24 protein-coding genes are annotated in these 24,700 nt (G+C 70.5%); 15 read left to right on the top strand and 9 right to left on the bottom strand.

Annotated elements, in window-relative coordinates:
* Positions 1-88: 88 nt before the first annotated feature.
* Both AB0B96_RS06475 and AB0B96_RS06470 read right to left on the bottom strand, forming a co-directional pair.
* Positions 89-1,216 (bottom strand): ArsA family ATPase, encoded by a 1,128-nt coding sequence (locus tag AB0B96_RS06475; RefSeq protein ID WP_362896884.1) that lies wholly within the window; start codon positions 1,214-1,216, stop codon positions 89-91.
* Positions 1,213-2,217: an ArsA-related P-loop ATPase gene (locus tag AB0B96_RS06470; protein ID WP_362896883.1), complete on the bottom strand. Its 1,005-nt coding sequence runs from the start codon at positions 2,215-2,217 to the stop codon at positions 1,213-1,215. Before AB0B96_RS06470 ends, AB0B96_RS06475 begins: the two co-directional genes overlap by 4 nt.
* Before the next feature lie 402 nt (positions 2,218-2,619).
* Between AB0B96_RS06470 and AB0B96_RS06465 the strand changes: the two genes are divergently transcribed.
* The 4 genes from AB0B96_RS06465 to AB0B96_RS06450 all read left to right on the top strand — a co-directional run bounded on the left by AB0B96_RS06465 (position 2,620) and on the right by AB0B96_RS06450 (position 5,215).
* Positions 2,620-2,775 carry a DUF4177 domain-containing protein gene (locus AB0B96_RS06465; protein ID WP_012887236.1) on the top strand — a complete coding sequence of 52 codons (156 nt, stop codon included), beginning with the start codon at positions 2,620-2,622 and terminating at the stop codon, positions 2,773-2,775.
* Positions 2,772-3,230, top strand: coding sequence for a RidA family protein (locus AB0B96_RS06460; RefSeq protein WP_350942478.1), 459 nt, complete (start codon positions 2,772-2,774; stop codon positions 3,228-3,230). Before AB0B96_RS06465 ends, AB0B96_RS06460 begins: the two co-directional genes overlap by 4 nt.
* 354 nt (positions 3,231-3,584) lie before the next feature.
* Positions 3,585-4,421 (top strand): NUDIX hydrolase, encoded by an 837-nt coding sequence (locus AB0B96_RS06455; RefSeq protein ID WP_362896882.1) that lies wholly within the window; start codon positions 3,585-3,587, stop codon positions 4,419-4,421.
* Positions 4,418-5,215: an MBL fold metallo-hydrolase gene (locus AB0B96_RS06450; RefSeq protein WP_350942480.1), complete on the top strand. Its 798-nt coding sequence runs from the start codon at positions 4,418-4,420 to the stop codon at positions 5,213-5,215. The genes AB0B96_RS06455 and AB0B96_RS06450 overlap by 4 nt, the downstream gene beginning before the upstream one ends.
* A gap of 130 nt (positions 5,216-5,345) precedes the next feature.
* Here the strand turns inward: AB0B96_RS06450 and AB0B96_RS06445 are convergent, their stop codons facing one another.
* Complete coding sequence (locus AB0B96_RS06445) at positions 5,346-6,068, bottom strand: Crp/Fnr family transcriptional regulator (protein ID WP_362896881.1); 723 nt, start codon at positions 6,066-6,068, stop codon at positions 5,346-5,348.
* A 45-nt stretch (positions 6,069-6,113) separates the two neighbouring features.
* On the opposite strand from AB0B96_RS06445, the gene nth reads away from it, so the two are divergent.
* The gene (nth, locus tag AB0B96_RS06440; RefSeq protein WP_362896880.1) at positions 6,114-6,833 is read left to right on the top strand and encodes an endonuclease III; all 720 of its coding nucleotides are present in this window, start codon (positions 6,114-6,116) and stop codon (positions 6,831-6,833) included.
* 211 nt (positions 6,834-7,044) lie between these two features.
* Complete coding sequence (locus AB0B96_RS06435; protein WP_362896896.1) at positions 7,045-7,638, top strand: CoA pyrophosphatase; 594 nt, start codon at positions 7,045-7,047, stop codon at positions 7,636-7,638.
* On the opposite strand, the gene AB0B96_RS06430 is transcribed toward AB0B96_RS06435, so the two are convergent.
* Positions 7,588-8,136, bottom strand: coding sequence for a HEAT repeat domain-containing protein (locus AB0B96_RS06430; RefSeq protein WP_362896879.1), 549 nt, complete (start codon positions 8,134-8,136; stop codon positions 7,588-7,590). The two genes, AB0B96_RS06435 and AB0B96_RS06430, sit on opposite strands and share 51 nt — an antisense overlap.
* A gap of 72 nt (positions 8,137-8,208) precedes the next feature.
* Here AB0B96_RS06430 and AB0B96_RS06425 point away from each other — a divergent pair, with 72 nt between their 5' ends.
* Positions 8,209-9,408, top strand: coding sequence for a MarP family serine protease (locus AB0B96_RS06425; RefSeq protein ID WP_350942484.1), 1,200 nt, complete (start codon positions 8,209-8,211; stop codon positions 9,406-9,408).
* An 87-nt stretch (positions 9,409-9,495) separates the two neighbouring features.
* Here AB0B96_RS06425 and AB0B96_RS06420 read toward each other — a convergent pair whose 3' ends face one another.
* The 4 genes from AB0B96_RS06420 to acs all read right to left on the bottom strand — a co-directional run bounded on the left by AB0B96_RS06420 (position 9,496) and on the right by acs (position 14,074).
* A complete protein-coding gene (locus AB0B96_RS06420) occupies positions 9,496-9,936 on the bottom strand; it encodes a DUF309 domain-containing protein (RefSeq protein ID WP_362896878.1) in 441 nt (146 codons plus the stop codon).
* Positions 9,933-10,856: an alpha/beta hydrolase gene (locus AB0B96_RS06415; RefSeq protein ID WP_362896877.1), complete on the bottom strand. Its 924-nt coding sequence runs from the start codon at positions 10,854-10,856 to the stop codon at positions 9,933-9,935. Before AB0B96_RS06415 ends, AB0B96_RS06420 begins: the two co-directional genes overlap by 4 nt.
* Positions 10,853-11,320 (bottom strand): phage holin family protein, encoded by a 468-nt coding sequence (locus tag AB0B96_RS06410; protein WP_350942487.1) that lies wholly within the window; start codon positions 11,318-11,320, stop codon positions 10,853-10,855. Before AB0B96_RS06410 ends, AB0B96_RS06415 begins: the two co-directional genes overlap by 4 nt.
* A 768-nt stretch (positions 11,321-12,088) precedes the next feature.
* The gene (acs, locus tag AB0B96_RS06405) at positions 12,089-14,074 is read right to left on the bottom strand and encodes an acetate--CoA ligase (RefSeq protein ID WP_362896876.1); all 1,986 of its coding nucleotides are present in this window, start codon (positions 14,072-14,074) and stop codon (positions 12,089-12,091) included.
* Between the two features lie 599 nt (positions 14,075-14,673).
* On the opposite strand from acs, the gene AB0B96_RS06400 reads away from it, so the two are divergent.
* The 8 genes from AB0B96_RS06400 to AB0B96_RS06365 all read left to right on the top strand — a co-directional run bounded on the left by AB0B96_RS06400 (position 14,674) and on the right by AB0B96_RS06365 (position 22,135).
* Positions 14,674-15,465, top strand: coding sequence for an oxidoreductase (locus AB0B96_RS06400; RefSeq protein ID WP_362896875.1), 792 nt, complete (start codon positions 14,674-14,676; stop codon positions 15,463-15,465).
* Between the two features lie 1,067 nt (positions 15,466-16,532).
* Positions 16,533-17,579, top strand: coding sequence for a septum site-determining protein Ssd (ssd, locus tag AB0B96_RS06395; RefSeq protein WP_350942490.1), 1,047 nt, complete (start codon positions 16,533-16,535; stop codon positions 17,577-17,579).
* Positions 17,576-18,892 (top strand): TadA family conjugal transfer-associated ATPase, encoded by a 1,317-nt coding sequence (locus tag AB0B96_RS06390; RefSeq protein WP_362896874.1) that lies wholly within the window; start codon positions 17,576-17,578, stop codon positions 18,890-18,892. The genes ssd and AB0B96_RS06390 overlap by 4 nt, the downstream gene beginning before the upstream one ends.
* Positions 18,853-19,593: a type II secretion system F family protein gene (locus AB0B96_RS06385; protein ID WP_362896873.1), complete on the top strand. Its 741-nt coding sequence runs from the start codon at positions 18,853-18,855 to the stop codon at positions 19,591-19,593. Before AB0B96_RS06390 ends, AB0B96_RS06385 begins: the two co-directional genes overlap by 40 nt.
* Before the next feature lie 680 nt (positions 19,594-20,273).
* On the top strand, positions 20,274-20,831 hold the full coding sequence (locus tag AB0B96_RS06380) for a type II secretion system F family protein (protein WP_362896872.1): 558 nt from the start codon (positions 20,274-20,276) through the stop codon (positions 20,829-20,831).
* Positions 20,832-20,959: 128 nt separating this feature from the next.
* Positions 20,960-21,352: a DUF4244 domain-containing protein gene (locus AB0B96_RS06375; protein WP_362896871.1), complete on the top strand. Its 393-nt coding sequence runs from the start codon at positions 20,960-20,962 to the stop codon at positions 21,350-21,352.
* Positions 21,353-21,411: 59 nt separating this feature from the next.
* Positions 21,412-21,744 (top strand): TadE family type IV pilus minor pilin, encoded by a 333-nt coding sequence (locus AB0B96_RS06370; RefSeq protein ID WP_362896870.1) that lies wholly within the window; start codon positions 21,412-21,414, stop codon positions 21,742-21,744.
* Positions 21,745-21,751: 7 nt separating this feature from the next.
* The gene (locus AB0B96_RS06365; protein WP_362896869.1) at positions 21,752-22,135 is read left to right on the top strand and encodes an Rv3654c family TadE-like protein; all 384 of its coding nucleotides are present in this window, start codon (positions 21,752-21,754) and stop codon (positions 22,133-22,135) included.
* A 72-nt stretch (positions 22,136-22,207) separates the two neighbouring features.
* Here AB0B96_RS06365 and AB0B96_RS06360 read toward each other — a convergent pair whose 3' ends face one another.
* On the bottom strand, positions 22,208-24,616 hold the full coding sequence (locus tag AB0B96_RS06360) for a DEAD/DEAH box helicase (protein ID WP_362896895.1): 2,409 nt from the start codon (positions 24,614-24,616) through the stop codon (positions 22,208-22,210).
* Positions 24,617-24,700 lie beyond the last annotated feature (84 nt).

Genomic DNA, 24,700 nt, shown 5'->3' with positions numbered 1-24,700 from the left:
CCGCTACGACAAGCTCGCCGCCCACTACCGATCAGCCGTGACCATCGCCTGTCTACTGCTCTGGCTCAGGTGATCCACAAAACAGGACCTAGCGGGCGGCCAGAAGCCGACCCACCTCGCGCAGTCCTTCCAGGTCGTGCACGTCCTGCGCCATCGCGGGGACCCGCGCGACGGGCACCGTGGGATGGGCGGAGACGAAGTGCTCCTCCTCGCGCTGCTCGCGGGCGGCCAGCTGCATTCGTCCGGCGTGCAACCGCAGCACGGCCGAGGTGAGCTCGTGCTCGCCGCGCGACTCCAGGTCCTCGGCGGCGGCGGTGCTCCGCGCCCCGGACAGCATGGAGGCGGGTGAGCGGTGCACCCGGTTGACCACGAGACCCGCGAGGGGCATGCGCTCCTCGGCGAGCCTCTCCACGAAGTAGGACGCCTCGCGCATCGCGTCGCGCTCGGGCGAGGCGACGACGACGAACGCCGTTCCCGGAGCCTGCAGAAGCCGGTAGGTCTGCTCCGCCCGAGCCCTGAAACCGCCGAAGACGGCGTCCAGCGCGGACACGAACGTCTGCAGGTCCTTGAGCACCTGCGCGCCCAGCAACTTGGTCAACGCCCCGGCGACGATGCCGAAACCGGCGTTGAACAGCTTGAACGCGCTGCGTCCCCCGGCCTTGGCGGGAAGCATGAGTAGCCGGATGAGCTTGCCGTCGAGGAAGCGGCCGAGCCGCTCGGGGGCGTCGAGGAAGTCGAGGGCGGAGCGGGACGGCGGGGTGTCGACGATGATCAGATCCCAGTCGTCCGACCGCCTGAGCTGGCCCAGCTTCTCCATCGCCATGTACTCCTGCGTGCCGGAGAAGCTGGACGACAGGGACTGGTAGAAGGGGTTCGTCAGGATCTGACGGGCTCGCTCGGGGTCGGCGTGCGCCTCGATGATCTCGTCGAAGGTCCGCTTCATGTCGAGCATCATGGCGTGCAGACGGCCCTCCCCCTCGATGTCCGTGACGGGCCTGGGGGTGTTGTCGAGTTCGGTGAGCCCCATCGACTGCGCGAGCCGCCGAGCGGGGTCGACCGTGAGCACCACGGCGGAACGACCCCGCTCGGCCGCGCGCAGTCCCAGCGCCGCGGCGGTGGTGGTCTTCCCGACACCGCCGGAGCCACAGCAGACGACGATGCGGGTGTTCGGGTCGTCGATGATCGCGTCGAGGTCGAGGAACGGGGGGGTCTTCACGCTGCTCCCTGGTTGCGGATCGCTTCCGCCAGCTCGTACAGCCCGGCCAGATCCACCCCGTCGGCCAGCAGCGGCAGGTCGTAGCGAGGGCGGGCGGCCTCGTCCAGCGCCAGTCTCTCCTGCCGCTCCAGCTCGGTGCGGTGGGCGTGCTCGGCGATCTCCTCGCTCAGGGCCTCGGCCACCGTGACCGCGGCGGAGCCGCCGTCGGTGAGCCCCGCGGCCTTGAGGCCGAGTGCCAGCTCGCTCGGGTCGAACCTGCCCTCGGCGGCGGCCTCCAGGACCGGGGCGGGGAGCAGCGACTCGCGGTTCATGTTGACGAAGATCCCACCGGGCGGAAGCCCGGCGGCGCGGAGCTCGCGCAGGCCGTCCAGGGTCTCCTGGACCGGCATCTCCTCCAGGAGCGTGACGAAGTGCACGGCGGTCTCCGGGGAGGATACGACGCCGTTCACCAGGTCGGCGTGGTTCTTGATCGGGCCGACCCTCGCCAGCCCCGCGACCTCGTTGGTGACGTTGAGGAAGCGCGCGATCCTGCCCGTCGGCGGCGCGTCAAGCACGACCGCGTCGTAGACCCTCCTGCCGTTCTTGCCCTTGCGCCGGACGGCCTCGCTCGTCTTGCCGGTGACCAGGACGTCGCGGAAGCCGGGGGCGATGGTGGTGGCGAAGTCGACGATGCCGATCTTGCTGAGCGCCCTGCCCGCCCTGCGCATGCCGTAGAACAGCTCGAGATATTCGAGCATGGCCTCCTCGGCGTCGACGGCCAGCGCGTAGACGTCCCCGCCGTCGGGCGCGACGGCGATCTTGCGCTCCTCGTACGGCAGCGGTGGCAGGTCGAAGACCCGGGAGATCCCCTGGCGGCCCTCGACCTCGACCAGCAGGACCTTTCCACCACCCGCCGCGAGGGCGAGCGCGAGTGCGGCGGCGACCGTGGTCTTGCCGGTCCCGCCCTTGCCTGTGACGACGTGAAGGCGTACGCCGTCCCAATCGGTGTCGCGAGCTCTCACCCTTCGAAGGCTACCCAACCGGTACTTGACAACTCCTCGGCGCCTTCCTCCGGAGGCCGCGCACCCGCACCGTTCCCCACCCGAGGAGGGCGGACCGGCCCGGATGGCCACCCGCTCGGGAGTGCCGCCGCCGAGCGGGCGTGCGACCGTTTTCCGCTGGTTGTCGGGGTGAAGCGGGTCGCGGGCGTCGGAGCCGGACCCGGCGCGCGGCCCGGTGAACCGTACGCCGCCGTCTCGCTAATCGATCGGATGCGGAAAGTAAATATGCAGATTCTCACAGCCTTCCGGGGGGACCGTCCTGATCGTCGGTCCGGGCCCGCCCGGGGACGGGTGAGGGAGGCGAGACGCCCGAGAGGGCGCGGTGGGCCGTTCGCCGCGAGCGGTCTCGCTAATGTGTCCCGCATGACGAAATGGGAGTACTCGACGGTGCCGCTGCTGGTTCACGCGACGAAGCAGATTCTCGACAACTGGGGGCAGGACGGCTGGGAGCTCGTCCAGGTCGTGCCTGGCCCCAACCCCGAGCAGCTGGTCGCCTACCTGAAGCGGCCCAAGCAGTGACAGGCGAGGAGAGACTGGCCGAACTCGGCCTGATCCTGCCGGAGGTGGTGCCGCCGCTGGCGGCGTACGTCCCGGCGGTACGTTCCGGCGGCCACGTCCACACCTCGGGGCAGCTCCCGATCGTGGACGGCAAGCTGATGGCGACCGGGAAGGTCGGCGCCGAGGTGGACGTCGAGGACGCCTACGCGCTCGCGAGGGTGTGCGCGCTCAACGCCCTCGCCGCGGTCGCGTCGGCGGCCGGGGGATTGTCGAACATCGTGCGGATCGTCAAGGTGGTCGGCTTCGTGGCCAGCGCCCCTGACTTCACCGGGCAGCCGCAGGTCGTCAACGGCGCGAGCGACCTGTTCGCCGCGGTGCTCGGCGACGCGGGCAGGCATGCCCGCAGCGCGGTCGGCGTCGCCGTCCTTCCGCTGGACGCGCCGGTCGAGGTCGAGGTGATCGCCGAGGTTCGCTGAAGGTCGTCAGGGGGTCCGGAGTCGAGAAGGGCCCCTGGCGACCCGGTGGGCTTCGCCGGCGGCGGCTGAGGTCTCAGGATGGACGAGGCTCGGCGGGGCCGTACGGGCGCGGTGAGGGCCCGTCGGAGCCGTGTGGGCGCGCCCGCCGGGCGGGGCGGCTCCGCGGGCCGGTGACAGCCCGCCGCATGCCGGTTTTTATCCGGATGAGGCTGCATCTGTCGTAGCAAGGTTGTTTTTATCTGGGTTTAGCCGGATGGAACCACGATTGTCTGAATGGTGCCGCGGTTGTCCGGGGCGGCGGCCGTGCCACATGATGGACCTGAAACCGAGTGATGTTCTGGTGGAGGGTGTCAAATGGGCGGTATCCCGCTCCCCGGTGAGCTGGGCGAACGTGCACGCGACATTCTGGCCGGGCGGGTGGCCCCCGTCCCGGCCAGGGACGCCGCCACCGTGGTCGTCCTCCGCGAGGACGCCGGCGGGCTGGAGGTCTACCTGTTGCGGCGCAGGGCGAGCATGGCCTTCGCCGCCGGGGCCTACGTGTTCCCCGGCGGGTCGGTCGACCCGCGCGACACCGACCAGGTGATCGCCTGGGCCGGTCCCCCGCCCGCCGCCTGGGGCGAGATCTTCCGCGCGGACGAGCGGACCGCGAGGGGCCTGGTGTGCGCCGCCGTACGGGAGACGTTCGAGGAGTCGGGGGTGCTGCTCGCCGGACCGTCCGCGGAGTCCGTCGTGTCCGACACCACCGGCGACGACTGGGAGGCCGACCGGCTCGCCCTGATCGGCAAGACCCTCTCCTTCGCCGACTTCCTCGACAGGCGCGGCCTGGTCCTCCGCGCCGACCTGCTCCGTCCCTGGACGCACTGGATCACCCCCGAGGTCGAGGTCAGGCGCTTCGACACCCGGTTCTTCGTCGCGGCGCTACCGCCGGGCCAGCTCACCCGCGACGTCGGCGGCGAGGCCGACCAGGTCGCCTGGGTACGGCCCGCCGACGCGCTCGGCCAGGGCGAGACCGGCCAGATCTTCCTGATGCCCCCGACGCACCGCACGCTCACCGAGTTGAGCGCCTACGAGAGGGTGCCCGAGGTGCTCGCGGCCGAGCGTGAGATCGTGACGTTCATGCCGGAGATCGCCGAGGTGGACGGGGAGATGCGCATCGTGCTCGACGACGACTACCGGTTCGGTGCGCGATGAGCGGGTTGCGGATCCCCCTGGAGGGGCCCGACGGCGCCGGCACGGACCACGCGTTCAACCTCCTCGCCCCCAACCCCTCCGAGATGACCCTGGACGGTACGAACACCTGGGTGATCGGCCTTCCCACGGGCGCGGAGGAGGTGTTCGTCGTCGACCCGGGACCGGACGACCACGAGCACCTTTCGCGGGTCGCCGGGCACCTGGCGGGCCGCCGGGTCGCCGCGATCCTGCTCACCCACGGCCACCACGACCACAGCGGCGGCGCCGCGACGTTCGCCGGCCTGGTCGGCGCGCCCGTCAGGGCGCTGGACCCCGCGCACCGGCTGGGCGAGGAGGGGCTCGGCGACGGAGACGTGCTCACGGCCGGGGACCTGGAGGTTCACGTCGTGGGCACCCCCGGCCACTCGTTCGACTCGCTCTGCTTCTGGCTGCCACAGGACCGGGCGATCCTCACCGGCGACACGGTGCTCGGCCGGGGTACCACCGTGATCGCCTCGGACGGCGACCTGGCCGACTACCTGCGCTCCCTCGACCTGCTGCGGGCGAAGGCCGAGGGGGTCGGGGCCGAGGCGCTGCTGCCCGGCCACGGTCCGGTGCTACCCGACCCGATCGGCGCCCTCGACGGCTACATCGCGCACCGGCGGCGGAGACTGGACCAGATCCGGGAGGCGCGGCGGCGGGGCGCGACGACGCCCTCGGAGATCGTCGAGATGGTCTACGCGGACGTGGACAGGGCGCTCCGGCCCTACGCCGAGATGTCGGTCCGCGCGCAGCTCGCCTACCTCGACGACTAGAGACGGTCCTCGACGGTCGGAGACGGTCGGACCGGCCTCGGAGGGCGGTCCGCTCCGTTGGGGGACCCCGTTCGGAACGGTCCTTTTTCCGGCGAACCACCCTCCGCGCGCACTTCCTGTCTCCGCCGGGTCAGCGCGAGCGGTTGTGCAGCCGCTCCAGGTCCATGATGACCACGGCCTTGGCCTCGATGCGCAGCCAGCCTCGCTGGGCGAAGTCGGCCAGCGCCTTGTTCACGGTCTCCCGCGAGGCGCCGACCAGCTGGGCGAGCTCCTCCTGGGTGAGGTCGTGGTGGACCCGTACGCCGTCGTCGATCCGCTGGCCGAAGCGGTCGGCCAGGTCGAGCAGGGCCTTGGCCACCCGGCCCGGCACGTCGGTGAAGACCAGGTCGGCCAGCACGTCGTTCGTACGGCGCAGGCGCTGGGCGAGGGCGCGCAGCAGGTGGAGGGCGACCTCGGGGCGGCCGGTCAGCCAGGGCCGCAGGTCGTCGTGTCCGAGCCCGGCCAGGCGGACGTCGGTCAGCGCGGTGGCCGACGCCGTACGGGGACGGGGGTCGAACAGGGACAGCTCGCCGAACATCTCGCCCGGGCCGAGCACGCTGAGCAGGTTCTCCCGGCCGTCCGGCGAGGTGCGGGAGAGTTTGATCTTGCCTTCGAGCACCACGTAGAGGCGGTCTCCGGTCTCGTTCTCGCTGAAGAGGGTCTGTCCCTTGGGCAGCTCCACCTCCGAGATGCTCGTGCGCAGCGCGGCGGCGCTCTCACGGTCGAGCGCGGCGAACAGAGGGGCCTTGCCCAGCACGTCGTCGGAGTTCACAGTGCCTCCTGTTTCACGGCTCACGCAGTCATTGTGACCCATCCCGCCGCGCCACTCTCCAGAGGGCCTTGAGCGTAGGCTGTCGGAGTGCTTCGCAACGTCAGCCCCGGTGGTGAATCCCAGCTTGCCCTGGTCCGTCGAGCTCGTCGAATGGATCGGATTCTGGTGGAAACCTATCCTGACGCCCACTGCGAACTCGACTTCCGTGATCCTCTCGAATTACTGGTCGCGACGATCTTGTCCGCCCAGTGCACGGACAAAAGGGTCAATACAGTCACTCCTACCCTTTTCGTAAAATATCCTACGGCGGAGGACTACGCAGGTGCCGACCGGGCCGAGCTTGAGGGGATCATCCGGCCGACCGGCTTCTTCCGCGCCAAGACCACCAGCATCATCGGCATGGCCCAAGCCCTGTGCGAGCGCCACGGCGGAGAGGTCCCCGGCCGCCTCAAGGACCTGGTGGCCCTGCCCGGAGTCGGGCGCAAGACCGCCAACGTCGTGCTCGGAAACGCCTTCGGGGTGCCCGGGATCACCGTCGACACCCACTTCCAGCGGCTCGTCCACCGCTTCCGCTGGACCTCGGAGACCGACCCGGTGAAGATCGAGCAGGTCGTCGCCGGGCTCATCCCGAAGCGCGACTGGACGATGATGTCCCACCGCCTGATCTGGCACGGCCGCCGGATCTGCCACGCGCGCAAACCGGCCTGCGGGGTCTGCCCGCTCGCCGCGCTCTGCCCGTCGTACGGCATCGGCCCCGTCGACGCGGCCCAGGCCGCCAAGCTGGTGCGTCCAGGGCCTTTCTCGTGATCTCCCCCCTGCCCGTCGCCGGATGACCACCCGGCCTGCGTCTCCCGGTGTCTCCCCGTGTCCTCCGGTGCCTCTTGGGTGTCTCCCGGTGTCGGTGGATCCGCGAAGGCCGGGAAGCGCGGGGCGGGGCATCGTGTTGCAGAGAACCGGAGGTGTGCCCGTGGAAGAGGTCCCAGGGTGGTTGGAAACGCTGACGGAGCGGGTCACGGGGATGTCGCCCGCACCGCTGCTCCGCCCTCCGGTGTCCGGGGGGCGGCGGGCGGCGGTCCTCCTGCTCTTCGGCGAAGGGCCGCTCGGCCCGGACGTGCTGCTCATCCAGCGCAGCTCGCGCGGGCGTACGCACGCGGGACAGCCCGCGTTCCCCGGGGGCGGGGTGGATCCCGAGGACGACGGCCCGATCGGTGCCGCGCTGCGCGAGGCGGGCGAGGAGACCGGTCTCGATCCGGCGGGCGTCCGGGTGCTGGGGACCATGCCCGAGCTGTATCTGAGCCACAGCGACAACCGGGTGACCCCGGTGCTGGGATGGTGGCACACCCCCTGCGCGGTGCACGCGGCCTCGCCCGACGAGGTGGAGTCGGTGGAGCGGGTCCCGATCCACGAGCTCGTCGACCCGGCCAACCGGATCGTCCTGCGCCACCCGAGCGGTCACCAGGGGCCGGCGTTCCGGGTGCGCGGGCTGCTGGTGTGGGGCTTCACCGCGGGAGTGCTCGACGGGGTGCTCGGCGGTTCCGGCTTCGAGCTTCCCTGGGACCGGTCACGGGTCGAGGACATCCCGCCCGACGTCCTCAACCTCGCGTCCCGTTGACAGGGCGAGGCCGAGGCGGGCCCAGTCGGCCACGTCCTCGTCGGGATCGAGGGTGAGCCGCCGCAGCGCGGCCAGACCCGTCGGGTCCGGCGGGCTGCCCATGATGTTCGGCAGCGCGTACGCGGCCCCGTACCTTATCCGGGGATCGTCGTGCTCGGCGAGGGCGATCACCGACGGCAGCGCGCGGCGGTCCCTGAGATGGCCGAAGGCGATCAACACCGAGTAGAGCACCAGGCAGTCGTCCTCCCGGACGGACATGGCCCGCAACACCGGCAGCGTCCGGTCGACGAAGCCGAGCCGTCCCAGGATGTCGACCCCGAGCATCCGCTCGGCGGCGGTCTTCCCCGAGCACAACCTCCGTGCCGCGGTGAAGGTCTCCAGATCGCCGCGTTCCTGCAGCTGGGTGATCGCGCGCCAGCGTGCCGCACCCTCCTGATCGCGTTCTCGCAGCGCGGCCTCGATGAGAGACTCCACCGCCGCCCCTCCGATCATCGCCATCTGGCCACGATAACCGCAGAGAGCTCACGGAAGGGGTGCACGCGCGGGGCGGTGGCTGGATACCGTAAGGGAGTGAGCGGTGATCTCCTCGATCTCATCCTGATCGCCCTGATGGTGGCCTTCGCGGTGTCGGGATACCGCCAGGGGTTCATCATCGGGGCCCTGAGCTTTGTCGGTTTTGTCGGTGGCGGCCTGCTGGGCATGTTCATCGCCCCACCCCTCGCCGGGGCGGTGGTCGACGGCGAGACCGAGCGTGCCCTGCTCGCGATCGTCATCGTCTTCCTCACCGCCACGGTCGGGCAGTTCGCCTCGTCCACGATCGGCGCGGTGGTCCGCAGCCATGTCACCTGGGAGCCCGCCAAGGTCGTCGACGCGGTCGGCGGCACCTTCGCCAGCGCCTTCTCCGTGCTGATCATCGCGTGGCTGATCGGCTCGCTGGTGGCGTCGTCGCAGTTCACGCTGATCAGCGAGCAGGTCAACAGGTCCCTGCTGCTGAGCACGGTCGACCAGACGCTGCCCAGCGCGGCCAAGGACCTGCAGGTGCCGTTCAAGAACTTCATCAACACCTCCGGCTTCCCCAAGGTGTTCGACGCCATCGGGGGCGGCCAGCTCGTCGACGTCTCGCCGCCCGACCAGAGCGTGGCGAAGGGCAACAAGCAGCTCACCCGGGCACGCCGGGGCATCGTGAAGGTGCAGGGCGTCGCCACGAGCTGCCGCAAGCACATCGAGGGCACCGGGTTCGTCTACGCCCAGAACAAGATCATGACGAACGCGCACGTGGTCGCCGGGGTCAACCAGGGCCTGCAGGTCACCGACTACCTCAACAAGACCCACCCGGCCAAGGTCGTGCTCTACAACCCCGACCGGGACATCGCCATCCTCCACGTCCCCGGGCTCAACATGCCGATCCTGCGCTTCGACGGCACCGCGCAGAAGGGTGACGACGCGATCGTCGCCGGATTCCCGCACGGCCACGGCTACACCATGAACGTGGCCCGCATCCGGGTGCAGCAGAAGGCGAAGGGCCTCAACATCTACGAGCGCAAGTCCGTCGTCCGCGACGTGTACGCCATCCGCGGCCTGGTCCGCCAGGGCAACTCGGGTGGCCCGCTGCTCACCACCGACGGCAAGGTCTACGGTGTCGTCTTCGCCGCGGCCCTCGACCAGCAGGAGACCGGCTACGTGCTCACCGCCGCGGAGGTCGCGCCGGACGCCGAGGACGGCTCCAAGCTCTTCAACCAGGTCGACACCCAGGAGTGCGACCAGAACTAGCCCGTCGACGAGAACCCGCGAACGGCTCCCGGAGCCCTTCGCGGACCGTCACGGCCTCGCCCTCACCGCCGCGCGGAGGGGCGAACGTCAGAGAAGGGCCTCGATCCTGGCGATGGCCACCTCAGCCTCCAGGTCGTCGAGCTCGTGGGCGGTCCTGGCGATCAGCTCGTACGGCATCCCGTAGCGGCTGATCCGGTCGGCGCCCCGCACGAACAGCGTCGCGGCCCCGCGCCGGTTGCCCCGCTGCAGGTGGGTGAGGCCGACGCAGATCTGCGCCAGTCCCTGCCAGAGCTCGCGCTCCTCCTCAGGGGAGTTCTTCCAGCGGCCCTCAAGCACCTCGTGGGCATGGAACGGCCGCCCCTCGCCGAGCAGGCGGCGCGCCTCGGAGATCGCCTCCTCGGCGCTCGGCGCGTAGTCGTCGGGGATGCGCTCCACGCCCTCGGCGCCGTGGGGCAGCGGGCGGCCGAACGCGTCGCGGGGGCGCTGGTTGCGCGGCCTGCCGTCGGGATCCCGGTCGCGTCGACTCATCGGTCGGGCTCCGGGTCGGACAGCCAGGCCACGAGTTCGGCGTCGAACTCCTCGGGGCGCTCCTCGTGCGGGAAGTGCCCGGCACCCTCGATGAGCCGCCACCGGTAGGAGGCGGCGACGTAGCGGCCGGAGCCCTGGGCGGTGCGCGGCAGGATGTGCCTGTCGAGCGCGCCGTGCAACTGCAGGGTCGGCGCGTTGACCTGGGTGCGCATGGTCTTCGCGTAGCGCCACCCGTCGGGGCGGAGCTGGGAGCGGCCGAACCAGCGGTGATACTCCAGCGCGCAGTGCGAGACGTTGCGAATGCGGAACGCGTCGCGATAGGTCTTCGCCACGTCCTCCTCAGGCCAGCCGGGCCCCGACCACTGATCGAGCAGCCGCCCCACCCTGGCGCCGGAGTCGGCGGTCAGACGCCGCTCAGGAAGCAGCGGCAGCTGGAAGCCCAGCGCGTAGCGGGCCGCCCTGAACTGGCCGAAGGGCTCGGTGAACAGCGTGGTGCGGAGACGCCGGGGGTGCGGTGCCGAGACCGGGACCAGCCGCAGGACCGCCTTGGGATCCGTCACGGCCATGGTCCAGGCGAGCAGCCCGCCCCAGTCGTGGCCGACGACGACGGCACCGGTCTCGCCCAGCGCCCGGATCAGTCCTGCCGCGTCGGCGGCCAGGGTGTGCAGGTCGTAGCCGCGCGGAGGCTTGTCGCTGGCTCCATAGCCCCGAAGGTCGACGGCGACGGCGCGATAGCCGGCCGCGGGGAGCGAGACGAGCTGGTTGCGCCAGCTCCACCAGAACTGCGGGAACCCGTGGAGCAGCAGCACGAGAGGGCCCGTACCGGCCTCCACGACGTGGAAGCGGGTGCCGCCGGCGTGGACGGAACGGTGGGTCCACGGGCCCTCGATCCTGACCAGGGACTCGTCGGGCCTGCTCACTGGCTCGGTCTCACCGGGTCGCGATGGCCGCCCGTCTGGCCGGCCGTGGCCACAGCCGTGTCGAGAGCGGGGTCGTGCCCGCCGCTCTTGATGGTCTTGAGCGAGCGCAGCGTCCGCTTCATCCCGGTCAGGCCCTTGAGCCGCCGTATGCCGATGAAGACCAGCAACGCGGCCACGATCAGGTAGAACACGGTGACGATCAGGAAGGCGAGCCAGGTCCACACACCTGCGGCGACCAGGGCGTAGGCGATCGTGAAGGAGGCGAGGATCAGGCACAGGTGCGCCATGAACGCCGCGGCGCCGAAGAGCCCGGCCGCCGTACCGACCCGTTTGGCGTCGAACCTGAACTCGGCCTTGGCGAGCTCGATCTCGGCGCGTACCAGGGTGGATATGTGGTCGCTGGCGGCGGCGACCAGCGCGCCCAGTGACTCCTCCTGTGGTTCCGCGGGCGGGATATGTGTCATGGACGATCTCCTATCGAGGGCCTTTGTCGAACATCATGCTGCGCGTCGAGGTGGTCGCGCACGCACACCCGCAGCGGAACCGGCGCCGCGAGCACGCCGGGGTGATCGCGTACGTGTCATCAAATACCTGCGTCATCAAGACTTCCGACTTTAGTCCTGAGGCGGAAGGGAGGCGTGGGGCTGCACCCCTTTGGTGAGGTCTCGGCTGTTCGGTGGTGAGAACCTGCACCGCGGGTCCGCCGCCGGGCGGACGGCACGTGAAGCCGCTGCGGGACCGTCGGACCCCTGACCGGGACGGCGACCGCCGGGGCGACTCCCGCCCCCTGAGGGAAGGAGCTCCCGGTTCCCGCGGGCTACGGCGGCCTTCGGCCGTGAAGATGATGTTCAACGGGCCGGGTGCTACCCCGGCGGCGGGCCGGTGAACATCGCCGGGCCGATGAGAGTCGACGAGAAAAGGCTTCCGGGCGAGAGGGACCCCGTCACCGCGGGGACCGGCGGGAGGGCCGGGAGACGCCGCCGTCACCGGAGCCTGTTGAAGGCCCGGCGACGGCGAGGGACCACGGGGAGCCTTTCGGCGAGACCACGTGAGACCACGTGAGACCACTGAAGGTCCGCGACGGCGACGTCGAGGGACCGGGAGACCGCGTGAGTTCGCCGGAGGCCCCCGGGGAGGGCTTCTCACGAGGGCTCGGAGTGCTCAAAAGCTCCGGGTGGGCCGTGTCTTCGGCGTCTTCGGCGTCTTCGGCCCACCCGGGTGTTCCGGTCGGCTCAGTCCTCGCTCTTGGCGCTGGGCAGCTTCTCCGAGATGAGGTTCATCACCGTGCTGTCGGCGAGGGTGGTGACGTCGCCGACGCTGCGGTTCTCCGCCACGTCACGCAGGAGGCGTCGCATGATCTTTCCGGAGCGGGTCTTGGGCAGCTCGGGGACGACGAGGATCTGGCGCGGCTTCGCGATCGGGCCGAGGGCCTTGGACACGTGGGCGCGCAGCTCGGCCGCGATGTCCTCGCCCTCCTCGGCGTTGCCGCGCAGGATCACGAACGACACGATGGCCTGCCCGGTAACCGGGTCGGTCGCGCCGACCACGGCCGCCTCGGCGACCTTCGGGTGGGAGACCAGCGCCGACTCGACCTCGGTGGTGGAGATGTTGTGCCCGGAGACGAGCATGACGTCGTCCACCCGGCCGAGCAGCCAGATGTCGCCGTCCTGGTCCCTCTTGGCGCCGTCGCCCGCGAAGTACATGCCCTCGAAGCGGGACCAGTAGGTGTCGATGTAGCGCTGGTCGTCGCCCCAGATGGTGCGGAGCATCGACGGCCACGGGTCGCGGATCGCGAGGTAGCCGCCACCGCCGTTGCCCACGCTCTGGCCCTGGTCGTCGACCACGTCGGCGGTGATGCCGGGCAGCGGGCGCATGGCCGCGCCGGGCTTGCCCTCGGTGACACCGGGCAGCGGGCTGATCATGACGGCGCCGGTCTCGGTCTGCCACCAGGTGTCGACGACCGGGGTACGGTTGCCGCCGATGTGCTCGCGGTACCAGATGTAGGCCTCGGGGTTGATCGGCTCGCCGACGCTGCCCAGGATCCGCAGGGACGACAGGTCGTACTTCGCGGGGATGTCGTCGCCCCACTTCATGAACGTACGGATGGCCGTCGGGGCCGTGTAGAGCAGCGTGACCCCGTACTTCTGCACGATCTCCCAGAACCGGCCCCGGTGCGGGGTGTCGGGGGTGCCCTCGTAGATGACGCTCGTCGCGCCGTTGGCGAGAGGGCCGTACACGATGTAGGAGTGGCCGGTCACCCAGCCGATGTCGGCGGTGCACCAGTAGACGTCGGTGTCGGGCTTGAGGTCGAACACCGCGTTGTGGGTGTAGGCGGCCTGGGTGAGGTAGCCGCCGGTGGTGTGCAGGATGCCCTTGGGCCTACCGGTCGTCCCGCTGGTGTAGAGGATGTAGAGCGGGTCCTCGGCGTCGTTCGGCCGTGCCTCGTGGACGTCGGACTGCCGGTCCACGACGTCGTGCCACCAGACGTCCTTGTCGGTCTGCTCCACGTCCTGGCCGGTCCGCCGCACGACGAGGACGTGCTCGATGCCGGGGCACTCCTTGACGGCCTCGTCCACGGTCGGCTTGAGCGCGCTGGGCGCGCCACGGCGGTAGCCGCCGTCGGCGGTGACCACGAGCTTGGCGTCCGCGTCCTGGATCCGTCCGCTGAGCGCGCTCGCGGAGAATCCGCCGAACACCACCGAGTGGATCGCTCCGATCCGGGCGCAGGCCAGCATCGTGATCGGCAGCTCGGGGATCATCGGCATGTAGATCGCGACCCGGTCGCCCTTGCCGACGCCCAGCTCGGTGAGTGCGTTGGCGGCCTTGGAGACCTCGCGCAGCAGGTCGGAGTAGGTGAGCGTACGGGTGTCGCCCTCGGGCTCGCCCTCCCAGTGGTAGGCGACCTTGTCGCCGCGGCCCGCCTCCACGTGGCGGTCGACGCAGTTGTAGGCGATGTTGAGCTCGCCGCCGACGAACCACTTGGCGAAGGGCGGGTTCCACTCAAGGGTGGTGTCCCAGCGCTTCGACCAGGTCAGGCGGTCCGCCTGCTTCTCCCAGAAGGCGAGGCGGTCCCGTTCGGCCTCCGCGTAGGCGTCGGCGGTCACGTTCGCGGCCGCGGCCAGGTCGGCGGGAGGTGCGAACCGCCGGGTCTCCCGCAGCAGGTTCGACAGCGTCTCCTGGGTCTCACGCGACTTGGAACCAGGGTTCTCCGGGGCCACTACGCACTCCTCACGTACTGCTATCGACGGTCGTGTCCCACTTCACCAGGCCACATGTGTCCGCCACAAGAGGTCTAGACAGGTCTGTACCAACCGGTGATGAGGGGCCATATACGGTCAAACGCCTCATTTCTAGGGAGTTCCACCCACGGAACGCTGCGTTTTCGACACCGTAGGAATGTGGACGGCGTTGTTCAACGTGCGGTGGCGAGGTGGTGCGCCGGACGGTGCCATGCGCTCGGTGAACGGTTCGCACGCCGTGTTTCCCGAGCCGCCTCCGGTAAGCCTCCTGAGCCTCCTGAGAGAGGGCTCCCTGCGAGGGCTCCCGAGGACGGGGTGCCCCGAGGAGATGTCTTCCCGGAGGTCTCGCGAAGGCCGCCTTCTCCCGCGAAGGCGGCCTTCCGAGGAGGTCTCCGTGGGTGGCCTCTCAGCGGCGAGGTCCTCAGAAAGGGTCTTCCCGGGCGGTCTCCCACGCATCTCACGGCCTCTCAAGGGTCGTTTCCCGCGGGGAGGCTCCTCCGGACGGGCGGAGACGCGACCCGAAGTGCCGCATGGTCTGGCCGAAGTCCCGCCGAACGGCCCCGATAGGGTCGGGCAGCGTGAGCGACCCATTGGCTGTCATCGCGGGAATGCCCGGAGTGTCCGAGGCGGTCACCGACGCGCGCAAGGCCGTCGACCGGCTCTACGGGCACCGCGTGCTGCGACGTAAGAGTCCGGAGGTGTCGGCCAGATCCGCGTTGCGCGGCGCACGCGCGTCAGCGGCCCTGGAGGGCGTGGACGTGCCCCTCGAAGCCATCCCCGAGGTCACCGATCCCGTGGTACAGGGCGCGCTGCGGGTCTCGGCCGAACTCGGGCGACTCGGCGCGACCTGGCGGTCGGCGCCCCGTCAGGTGCTGGCCAGGCTGCATACGCTCGCGGCCTCGGGGCTCGTCGGAGACGGCGGGGACACGGGGGACCTCGGCCGCCCCAGGGCCGTCGCGGAGGCGCCCGACCCGCTCGGCCTGGGGGCCGCCCCCGGTCCGCAGGAGACGGTGGCACGGGTGGACGGGCTGGTCCGGCTGGTTACGGCCTCGTCGAAGGCCCCCGCCCTGGTGCTCGCCGCCGTCGTACACGCGGAACTGGCCGTGCTGCGCCCGTTCGGTACGGCGGACGGTGTGGTCGCGCGGGCGGCGGAGCGGTTGACGCTCGTGGAGTTCGGCCTCGACCCGAAGTCGCTGGTCGCCGTCGAGGTGGGCCACCTCGAACTCGGCTCCGCCTACGGGGAGGGGTTGCGGTCATATCTGAGCGGTACCCCCGAGGGCGTCGCCGCGTGGGTGCGGCACTGCGCGTCGGCGGTCACGCTGGGCGTACGAGAGGCCACGGCGATCTGCGAGGCCATGCAGCGCGGCTGACCTCGGACCGGCCGTGAGCTCAGCGGGTCGGTGCGAGGGCAGTGGGGCCGGCGGGGGCGGGGCAGTGGGGCGGCGCGAGGACACTTGCCCGCGTCCCTGAGCCCGTCCGCGCATTCGCGTCCGACCTGCCCCGGGATCGGCTCGATCGCACCCGTGGCCTGCCCGCCTACTCACTCATCGGTGCCGCTGAGTGACGACTGACCGCGCGTTCGATCACCGAACGTCACTGATTGCGGACATCCGGCGGGATCGGCCGTACATACCGACGGCGCCCCTGGTGTGGGGGCGCCGTCGCCGACATGTCCCGACCGAGTTACCAAGCGTGCACCTGATAATCGCTGAAGCGGGGCAAGCCCGATTCAGCGCGCCTCCCGCGGCTGACGGCACGTGGGTACTCGGCGGCCATGCCCGGACAACTGGTCCGTAAAACCTTTGTACGTCCGATCCGCGCAGATGGGAACCCCTGGGAGCAAGACCTTTACGGATCAGGGGACATTAATGGACGAATCCCCTCTTATATCGTTTTATGCTCCGCTGCGCATGCCCGGTGTGGCGTTCGGCGGGTGCCGTGGCACCTCGGTGGCGATTACCGAGCGTCACCGTCGTTCGTGTGTGCGTGGCGCGCGCCTCGGCGGGACCGTGTCCGGAGACTGGACCGTTGCATTAAAAAAACTGGTGGAAATCCAGGATTACTCCTCGACGGAACTCAAGTTGATCGGGCAGCATGAGGTGTTATCTCCCCAAACCGGAGTAACTGCGCAGGTCGCAACACGACCCTCTCGCTGTGCTCCGGTCGGTTGTTGAAGGCTTTCTTCCGAAACGGGACCGGCTCTACCCCCCCAGAGCCGGACCGGTTGGCGACCCCCGCTCTCTCCCCCCCGGCGGGGGTCGCCCTTTTCTTCGAGCGCCCTCTGCCCCGGCGGCATGACTTCCCGACCTTCCGGCCGACGACCGGTTATCCACAGGCTCTCCCTGTCGGCAAGGGTTATCCACAGTGCGGCGTTCGGTTTCCCCTGAAGGGGAGGTCGTCGCGGAAAGTGGAGCCCCCGCACCCCAGGGAGGCATCCGTGGACCGTCCGCTGATCATCACCGAAGACCACGATCTGCTCGACGACCTGCTTCGTGTAGCCGCCGCGGCCGGAGCCGAGCTCGACGTCGCCCACGTGCCCGCGCACGCCCGGCCTTATTGGAACCGTGCTCCGCTGGTCGTCGTCGGGGGCGACGTGGCCGACGCCCTGGCCGCGACCGGTCCGCCACCTCGCTCCCGTGTCTTCCTGGCCACCCACACCTCCGAAGATCCCGACACATGGCGCAAGTGCGTCGCGGTCGGCGCTCAGGGCGTGCTGGAGTTGCCCGCCGCGGAGCGACAGCTGGTCGACGAGTTCGCCGACGCCGTCGAGCCGCCCGCGACACCCGGCTCCGTGGTGTGTGTCGCGGGAGGGCGGGGAGGAGCGGGAGCCAGCGTCCTGGCGGGTTCGCTGGCAATGGCCGCGTCCCGGCGGCGCATCCGCACCCTCCTCGTCGACGCCGATCCGCTCGGTGGAGGTCTCGACCTCCTCCTCGGCCAGGAGGAGTCCGACGGGGCGCGCTGGTCGGACCTGGTCGCCCGTGAGGGCAGGGTGAGCCATACCGCGCTCCAGGCGGCCCTGCCGACCTTCGCCGGGCTGACCTTGCTCTCCTTTCACCGGGGCGAGGTCGATCCGATCCCGGCCGAGGCGATGCGCTCGGTCCTTGAGGCGGGCCGCAGGGGCTTCGACCTGGTCGTCGTCGACCTGCCGCGCCACCTCGACGAGGCCGCGGTGGAGGCGCTCGGACGAGCCGCCACGACCCTTCTGGTCGTCACCGCAGATGTGCGCGGCGTGCTCGCCGCCGCCCAGGTGCTCGCCGGGCTGCGCGGGCACACGGGTGAGGTGCGGGCCGTCGTGCGCAGCGGGGTCCTGAACGACGACGTGGTGGCGGCCTCGCTCGGCATCCCGCACGGCGGCAGCCTCCCCGACCAGCCTCGTCTGGCCGCCGCGCTCGAGCGGGGGGACGTCCCCCCGCTCGGCCGCCGCACCTCTCTCGGGCGGTTCTGCTTCGCGTTCCTGCACGAGTTGTTCGGGCCGGACGCGTGAAGCGGGCCGACACAGCCGTGACGGTCTCGCCGGAGCTGGTGGAGGCGGTTCGCGTACGACTGGCCCGGACGGGCGTCGAGCCCAGTGCCGCGCACGTCGCGGTCGCGCTGCGAGCCGAGCGGGCGATGCTCGGTGACGCGGAGATCCTGGCGGTGGCCCGGGTCCTGTGCGCCGATCTCATCGGGGCCGGTCCTTTGGAGCCGTTGCTGGCCGAGGCCGAGGTCACCGACGTTCTGGTGAACGGCCCGCGCGAGGTGTGGGTCGACGACGGCGGTGGGTTACGCCTGACGTCGATCGTCTTCCCGAGCGAAGACGCTCTCCGGCGGCTGGCACAGCGCCTCGCCTCCGCCGCGGGCAGGCGCCTCGACGACGCGTGCCCGTACGTCGACGCACGTCTTGCCGGAGGTGTCCGGCTGCACGCCGTCCTTCCGCCCGTGGCGCCCAACGGCACCTGCCTCTCCCTGCGGCTCCCGCCCAGACGCACCTTCACCCTTCCCGACCTGGTCGAAGCGGGCGCGATCAGGGCCGACAGCGTCTCCGTTCTCACGGCGGTGATCGAGTCGAGGCTCGCCTTCCTGGTCACGGGCGGCACGGGTACGGGCAAGACGACGCTGCTCTCCGCCCTGCTCTCCCTGGCCCATCCCGGCGAGAGGCTGCTGCTCGTCGAAGACTCGGCGGAGCTGAGACCGCTTCACCCTCACGTCGTCCGCCTTGAGTCGCGCCCGGCCAACCTTGAGGGTGCGGGTGGTGTCGGCCTGCGCGATCTCGTCCGTCAGGCCCTGCGGATGCGCCCCGACCGGCTTGTCGTCGGAGAGGTGAGGGGAGCCGAGGTAGTTGATCTTCTTAATGCTTTGAACACCGGTCATGAGGGAGGTTGTGGCACCCTGCACGCCAACACCGCGACCGATGTGCCACCCCGTCTGGAGGCGCTGGGGTGCGCGGCGGGTCTCAGCCGGGAGGCGGTCCACAGCCAGATCGCCGCCGCCTTGGACGTTGTCGTCCATCTGGTTCGTGACCGTGCCGACGGACGTCGCCGGGTCGCCGAGATCTGCATGCTGGTCCGTTGCCCTTCGGGGCTGGTCGAGGCCGAATCTGCCCTCACCTTCGCTCCGGACGGGCAGGTGACCCCCGGCCCAGGTCTGCCGGCCCTCGCGGCCCGAGCCCCCGGCGTCGCCGATTCATGTCAGGCGGTGTCCGCGTCCTGTCACCGCCGGAGGGCTTCCCCGGACGCGCCGAGTGATCCGAGTGATCGGGACTTTGACGAGCCGAGGGCGTGGTCGGTGCCACGGTCGATGTCACGGCCGACGACATGATGGCGACCGCCCTGGTCCTCGCCGCTGTGGCGGCGTGGCTATGGATGGGGGCGGACCTTGGCGCCGCTCGCCTGCGCCGGATGAGGCGGCGCCGCCCGATCGTGCAGGGTTCCCTCCACGAGAGGTTCATCGCGCGGGCACGGCCTTCCAGGCGTGCGGACGCCTGGCGGATCGCGTCGATCGAGCTGTGCCAGGGGCTCTCCGCCGAGCTGGCGGCGGGACGGACGGCGGGCGAGGCGCTGGCGCGGGCCGTGGGGGCGGCGGGCTTTCCCGAGCCCGTGGCCCTGCGCCCGCTGGTCGCGGCGGCGAGAGACGGAGGTGACGTCCCCGCCGCTCTGCTGGCCGTGGCACCCGAACACGGCGGCGAGGCGTTCCGGGGGCTGGCCGCCTGCTGGAAGGCGAGCGTGACCGCCGGGGCGGGTCTGGCCGTTCTCGTCGACCGTGTCGCCGGTTCGCTCCGAGAGGCCCAGGCTCATCGTCACGAGGTCGCCGCCCAGCTCGCCGGTCCCCGCGCCACGGCCCGGCTGCTGGCGGCTCTGCCCGTTCTCGGTCTGCTGATGGCAGCCGGTCTTGGCATGCGCCCGCTGCACTTCCTTTTCGGCGGCCCGGCGGGTGCGGGCTGCCTGGCCGTCGGCCTCGCGCTCGACGCCTGTGGTCTGTGGTGGACCCACCGTCTGGTCACTCGTGCCCAGCGGATCTGACAGCCACGTGCCCAGAGGATCTGGCCGGTGAGTGCCCCGTGCGGGTTGCCCACCACCCTCGACCTGCGCAGGTCTCCCCACATCGCCCACCCCGGGTCCCAGCACGCCTTTCGGCCGCCAACAGGGAAGGAGCTCGTCTCCCTTCGTAGCACGCCTGCCGGACAAGGCCAGACCCGCAACCTCGGGAGGGCTGAGGCCCGTGTCCAGGGGTTAGGCCCGTGTCCAGGAGTGAGGAAGGCAGGACATGAGGCCAGGGGGGTTCAGGAAGCCGTGACGTGAGGCCGACGGAGGCGAAAACCAGGACATGGAGACGTGGGCAGAACGTGGAGACGTGGGGAGGAAAGGTGATGATCATCTTGCTGGCCGTGGTGCTCGCCGGAATCGCCGGCCGACTGTGGAGCACCCGGAGAGAACAATCCGACCGGCTCCGCCATGTGCGGAGTTCACCTCACCCGGCCGGGTTCCCCGGGGTGGGGCAGCCGACTGGGTTCCCTCGGGTGCGGCAAGAGGCGGAAACACCCGCGTTTTCCTCTGCTGCGGGGACGGTCCGAGGACCTGCGGAGGTGGACCGAGGACCTGCGGGGATGCTCCGAGAACCGAGAGAGGGCACGGTCCGGGAGCCGAGGGAGAGACGACGGCCGGGCCGGGGTGAACTCGCGACCGCCGTAGCTCCAGGGCTGGTGGCGTTCCTGACAGTGGGCGGCCTGCCGGGAGTGGTCATGGGCGTCGCCGGTTTCTGGATCGCACTGGTGGTCCTGCGCAGGCGGGAGCCACCCGAAGTCCGTGAGGAACGCCGACGGCTGACTGCGGATCTGCCGCTGGCGGCCGACCTCATGGTCGCCTGTCTGCGCGTCGGTCAGCCGGTCACCGGAGCCATCGATGTCACGGTGGAGGCGATCGGGGGACCGCTGGGCGAGAGACTGGCCTGGGTGAGTGGCCAGCTGAGGCTGGGAGCCGCGCCGGAGGACGCCTGGCGGGCTCTGGCCTCCGAGCGCCCGCTCGCCCTTTTGGCCCGTGCCATGAGCCGGGCCGCGTCGAGCGGCGCACCGGTGGCCGATGTCCTCACCAGGCTCTCCGACGATTCCCGCCGTGTCGCCCGCGCCGCGTCCGCGGCGGCCGCCCAACGGGTCGGGGTCCAGGCCGTCGCTCCCCTGGGACTGTGTTTCCTGCCCGCGTTCGTCTTCCTGGGCATCATCCCCGTCGTGGCCGGTCTCGCCGGTGAGGTGCTGCTCCCTTGAGTTATCCACAGACTTTTCCCCGCCGAGAGGGGTTATCCACAGAAAAGTGGTGCCGCCTGTGGATAGACGTCCAGAAATTTCCTCATTGAGAACCCGGAAAGGCCTCCATCCGTGGATGGAGGCCTTTCGTGCTGTCTAAGGCCTTTTTCGCTTGCCGAGCTGTGGATAACCGAACGCTCTTTCCCCAGAACGTGGTTCGGGTCGGCGGCGCCTCGGGCGTATGGAGAACCCTGACGGTACCGATGCCGGGCGGTGGGTCCGGTGGAGATCTCCAGGAGGAGCAGATGGCTCGAACGAGTGCTGTTCACGCGGGGCGCGACCGGTGGCGGTGGTTGCGCGCACAGTGGGCGTTGCTGGTCGCCGGCGCGCACCGTGATCAAGGCATGTCCACCGCCGAGTATGCGGTCGGGACGATCGCCGCCTGTGCTTTCGCCGCCCTTCTTTTCAAGGTGGTGACGAGTTCCGAAGTCCAACAGATGATCACAGGTCTGATCAATCGAGCGCTCACCGTGGCCGGATGATCCTCCCGGCACCGTTGACCTCCTCCCGCCGGTCAGGTTCCCGCCGGTCCAGGGGTTCGGTGACAGCGGAGACGGCCGCGGCGCTGCCCGCCCTCATGGTCGTTCTGGGAGCCGGGCTGTGGGCCGTGGCGGCGGTCGAGGCGCGGCTGGAGTGTGTGGACGCCGCGCGAGCCGGGGCCAGGGTCGCCTCGCGCGGCGAGTCCCTTGAGCGGGTTCGGGGCGGTGTCCTGTCCGTGGCTCCGCCGGGCGCCGTGGTCACGGTGACCCGGAGCGCGGAGGTGACACGGGTGGAGGTGTCCGCGAACGTCAAACCTCGATGGGGTGCCTCGCTTCCGAGCGTGACCGTTCATGCGACCGCGGTGTCCATCACCGAGCCAGGGCTGGAACGGTAGGCCGGGCATGGCCGGTATGAGGAGGGAGAGCGCGCAGCGGGGGTCGGCGACGATCTGGACGGTCGGGCTCATGGCGCTGGTCTTCGCGGTCGCGGTGGCGGTCGTGTTCGCGGGCATGGCCAGGGTCGCGCGCCATCGGGCGCAGAGCGCCGCCGACCTGAGTGCGCTCGCCGCCGCCCGACTCGCCTTCGCGGATCCGGATCGGAGCTGCCTGAGGGCCTCCTCGCTCGCCGCGGACAACAAGGCCAGGATCACCCGCTGCTCTCTCAGCGAGGGGGGTGTCGCGGATATCGAGGTGGTCATGGAGGTCTCGCTGCCGTTGAAAGGGCCGGTGTCGATCACCTCCAGGGCACGTGCGGGACCTGTTCACATCGTTGATCCAGGACCTTGACGGCGGATCGAGCAGAGCAGCGGTGAAGGGCATCGAGTAAAGCAGCGTTGAGTAAAGGCAGCGGGGAAGAGCTCATCCGCCGTCCGTCATCCCGGCGGCTCTCCCACCTGTCACATCCGAAGTGTCCTGAGTTTTCGGGGAAAGCGGGAGCACGTCCGCAGGGTCCAGGGGGAGCGTGGAGACGTTCGTGGGCTCTTGCGGGAGCGGGGAGGTATCCGGGGGGTCCGGGAGGAGCGAGGGCATGTCCGTGGGCTCAGGGGAGAGCAGGACGGCGAGAAGCCGGAGGGCTCCGGCCTTGTCGAGAGGTTCGTTGCCGTTGCCGCACTTGGGAGACTGGATGCACGACGGGCAGCCGCGCTCGCACTCGCAGGAGGCGATGGCCTCGCGGGTGGCCGTGAGCCAGTCGCGCGCGCGGGCGTAACCGCGTTCGGCGAAGCCGGCGCCGCCCTCGTGGCCGTCGTAGACGAAGACGGTGAGCACCCCGGTGTCGGGATGGAGTTCGGTGGAGACGCCTCCGATGTCCCAGCGGTCGCAGGTCGCGAAGAGCGGCAGCAGGCCGATGGAGGCGTGTTCGGCCGCGTGCGCGGCGCCGCCGAGGTCCAGGCCCTCCTCGGCGAGGGGAAGGATCGCCGCGGTGGGCAGCGTCCACCAGACGGCCCGGGTCCGTAGCGTGCGCGGGGGCAGGTCGAGAGGTTCGTCCCCCATGAGTTCACCGCTCTGGGCTCGGCGCTTGAGATAGGCCACGACCTGGCTCGTCACCTCGACCGCGCCGAAATGGAGCTCTCCCTGACCGAGAGGGTGCGAGCGAAGGGACTCGATGACCGAGATATCGGTGACATCCCTGGCGAAGGTCGTGTAGTCGGGGGTTCCCGCCTCGACCAGCGCGACCCCCGCCTCCAGATCGAGTTCGGCCACCAGGAACGTCTCTCCCTGGTGCACATAGACGGCGCCGGTGTGCACGGCCGAGTGGGCCGAAGGTTCGTCCACGGTGCCGAGCAGCCGTCCGGTGGACATCTCGACGACCTGAATGGGCGCGGCGCCCGCCCCTCTGATGTCGGCGAGGTCGGTGGCGCGCTCCCGGCTGGTCCAGAACCAGCCTGTGGCGCGTTCCCTGAGCAGGCCGTCCCCGACCAGATCGGCGAGCACCTCCTTGGTGGTCGGGCCGAAGATGTCCAGTTCGTCGTGGGTGAGCGGGATCTCGGCCGCTGCCGCGCACAGATGGGGGCCCAGCACGTACGGGTTGCCGGGGTCGAGCACGATCGTCTCCACGGGACGGCCGAACAGGGCTTCCGGATGGTGGACGAGATAGGTGTCCAGGGGGTCGTCCCTCGCGACCAGCACCGCCAGCGCGTCCTGCCCGTCTCGCCCCGCCCGCCCGGCCTGCTGCCAGAGAGAGGCGCGGGTCCCGGGCCACCCCGCGATGAGCACGGCGTCCAGCCCGGAGACGTCGACGCCGAGTTCCAGCGCGTTGGTCGTCGCGAGGCCGAGCAGTTCGCCGGAGCGCAGGGCCCTTTCCAGGTTCCTGCGATCTTCGGCGAGGTATCCGGCCCGATAGGCCGCGACCTTGCCGGGCAGCTCCGGGGGCGCCTCCCCGTCGATGACGAGGTCCTGGAGCTTGGCCCGGGTGGTGAGGGCCACGGTCTCGGCGGCCCTGCGGGAACGGACGAAGGCGAGGGTCCGCACGTCGGAGGCGACGAGATCGGCCAGGAGATCCGCGCTCTCGGCGGTCGCGGGGCGCCGGACCGGGGCGCCACCCTCGCCGCGCAGATCGGTCAGGGGTGGCTCCCACAGTGCGAAGGTGGTCGCGCCCCGAGGAGAGGTGTCCGTGGTCACCTCGGCCATCTGGAGGCCTGTCAGGCGCTGCGCGAAGACTCCGGGCTCGTTGGCCGTCGCCGAGGAGAGCAGAAACGCCGGGCGGGAGCCGTAACGCGCGCAGATCCGGCGCAGGCGGCGCAGGATCTGCGCGACGTGGGAGCCGAACACGCCCCGGTAACCGTGGCACTCGTCCACGACGACCATTCGGAGCCGCCGCCAGAAGAGCGACCACTGAGCGTGACGGGGCAGCAGGCCGCGGTGAAGCATGTCCGGGTTGGTGAGGACGTAGTTGGCGTGCTTGCGCACCCATGCCCTCTCCTCGAAGGAGGTGTCGCCGTCATAGGTCGCGGCGCGGAGGCCGGGAGGGTCGAGCTCGCGCAGCGCGCGGAGCTGGTCGGCGGCGAGTGCCTTGCTGGGCGACAGATAGAGGATCGTGCCGCCGTCGAGCGTCGAGGAGAGTGCCGGGACCAGGTAAGAGAGGGACTTGCCCGACGCCGTCCCTGTGGAAATGATCACGTTTTGGCCACGGTGGATCAGATCCGCGGCCTCGGCCTGATGTGGCCACAGGCCGGAAATACCGAGGTTCGCCCAGCGCGTAACCAGCCGCTGGTCGACCCAGTCGGGCCATCGGGTATCACCGGCCTGACGTGCGGGAACGTGCTCCACATGGGTGACACGCGCCCGACGTGCGGGAACGTCGAGGAGGCGGCTGAGGGCGGTGCCCGCGCTGAGGGGCGAGGATGAGGGCGG

It is taken from the genome of Streptosporangium sp. NPDC049046 (assembly GCF_040649155.1).
GTDB lineage: Bacteria > Actinomycetota > Actinomycetes > Streptosporangiales > Streptosporangiaceae > Streptosporangium.
This window is presented reverse-complemented; position numbering and strand designations above follow the sequence as displayed.

Coding starts and splice junctions, on each gene's coding strand:
- AB0B96_RS06430 (WP_362896879.1), bottom strand. CDS start 8,136: ATGGCGATGATCGGAGGGGCGGCGGTGGAGTCTCTCATCGAGGCCGCG.
- AB0B96_RS06445 (WP_362896881.1), bottom strand. CDS start 6,068: ATGGGTCACAATGACTGCGTGAGCCGTGAAACAGGAGGCACTGTGAAC.
- AB0B96_RS06365 (WP_362896869.1), top strand. CDS start 21,752: ATGGCCGGTATGAGGAGGGAGAGCGCGCAGCGGGGGTCGGCGACGATC.
- AB0B96_RS06450 (WP_350942480.1), top strand. CDS start 4,418: ATGAGCGGGTTGCGGATCCCCCTGGAGGGGCCCGACGGCGCCGGCACG.
- AB0B96_RS06455 (WP_362896882.1), top strand. CDS start 3,585: ATGGGCGGTATCCCGCTCCCCGGTGAGCTGGGCGAACGTGCACGCGAC.
- AB0B96_RS06410 (WP_350942487.1), bottom strand. CDS start 11,320: ATGACACATATCCCGCCCGCGGAACCACAGGAGGAGTCACTGGGCGCG.
- AB0B96_RS06435 (WP_362896896.1), top strand. CDS start 7,045: ATGTCGCCCGCACCGCTGCTCCGCCCTCCGGTGTCCGGGGGGCGGCGG.
- AB0B96_RS06465 (WP_012887236.1), top strand. CDS start 2,620: ATGACGAAATGGGAGTACTCGACGGTGCCGCTGCTGGTTCACGCGACG.
- AB0B96_RS06420 (WP_362896878.1), bottom strand. CDS start 9,936: ATGAGTCGACGCGACCGGGATCCCGACGGCAGGCCGCGCAACCAGCGC.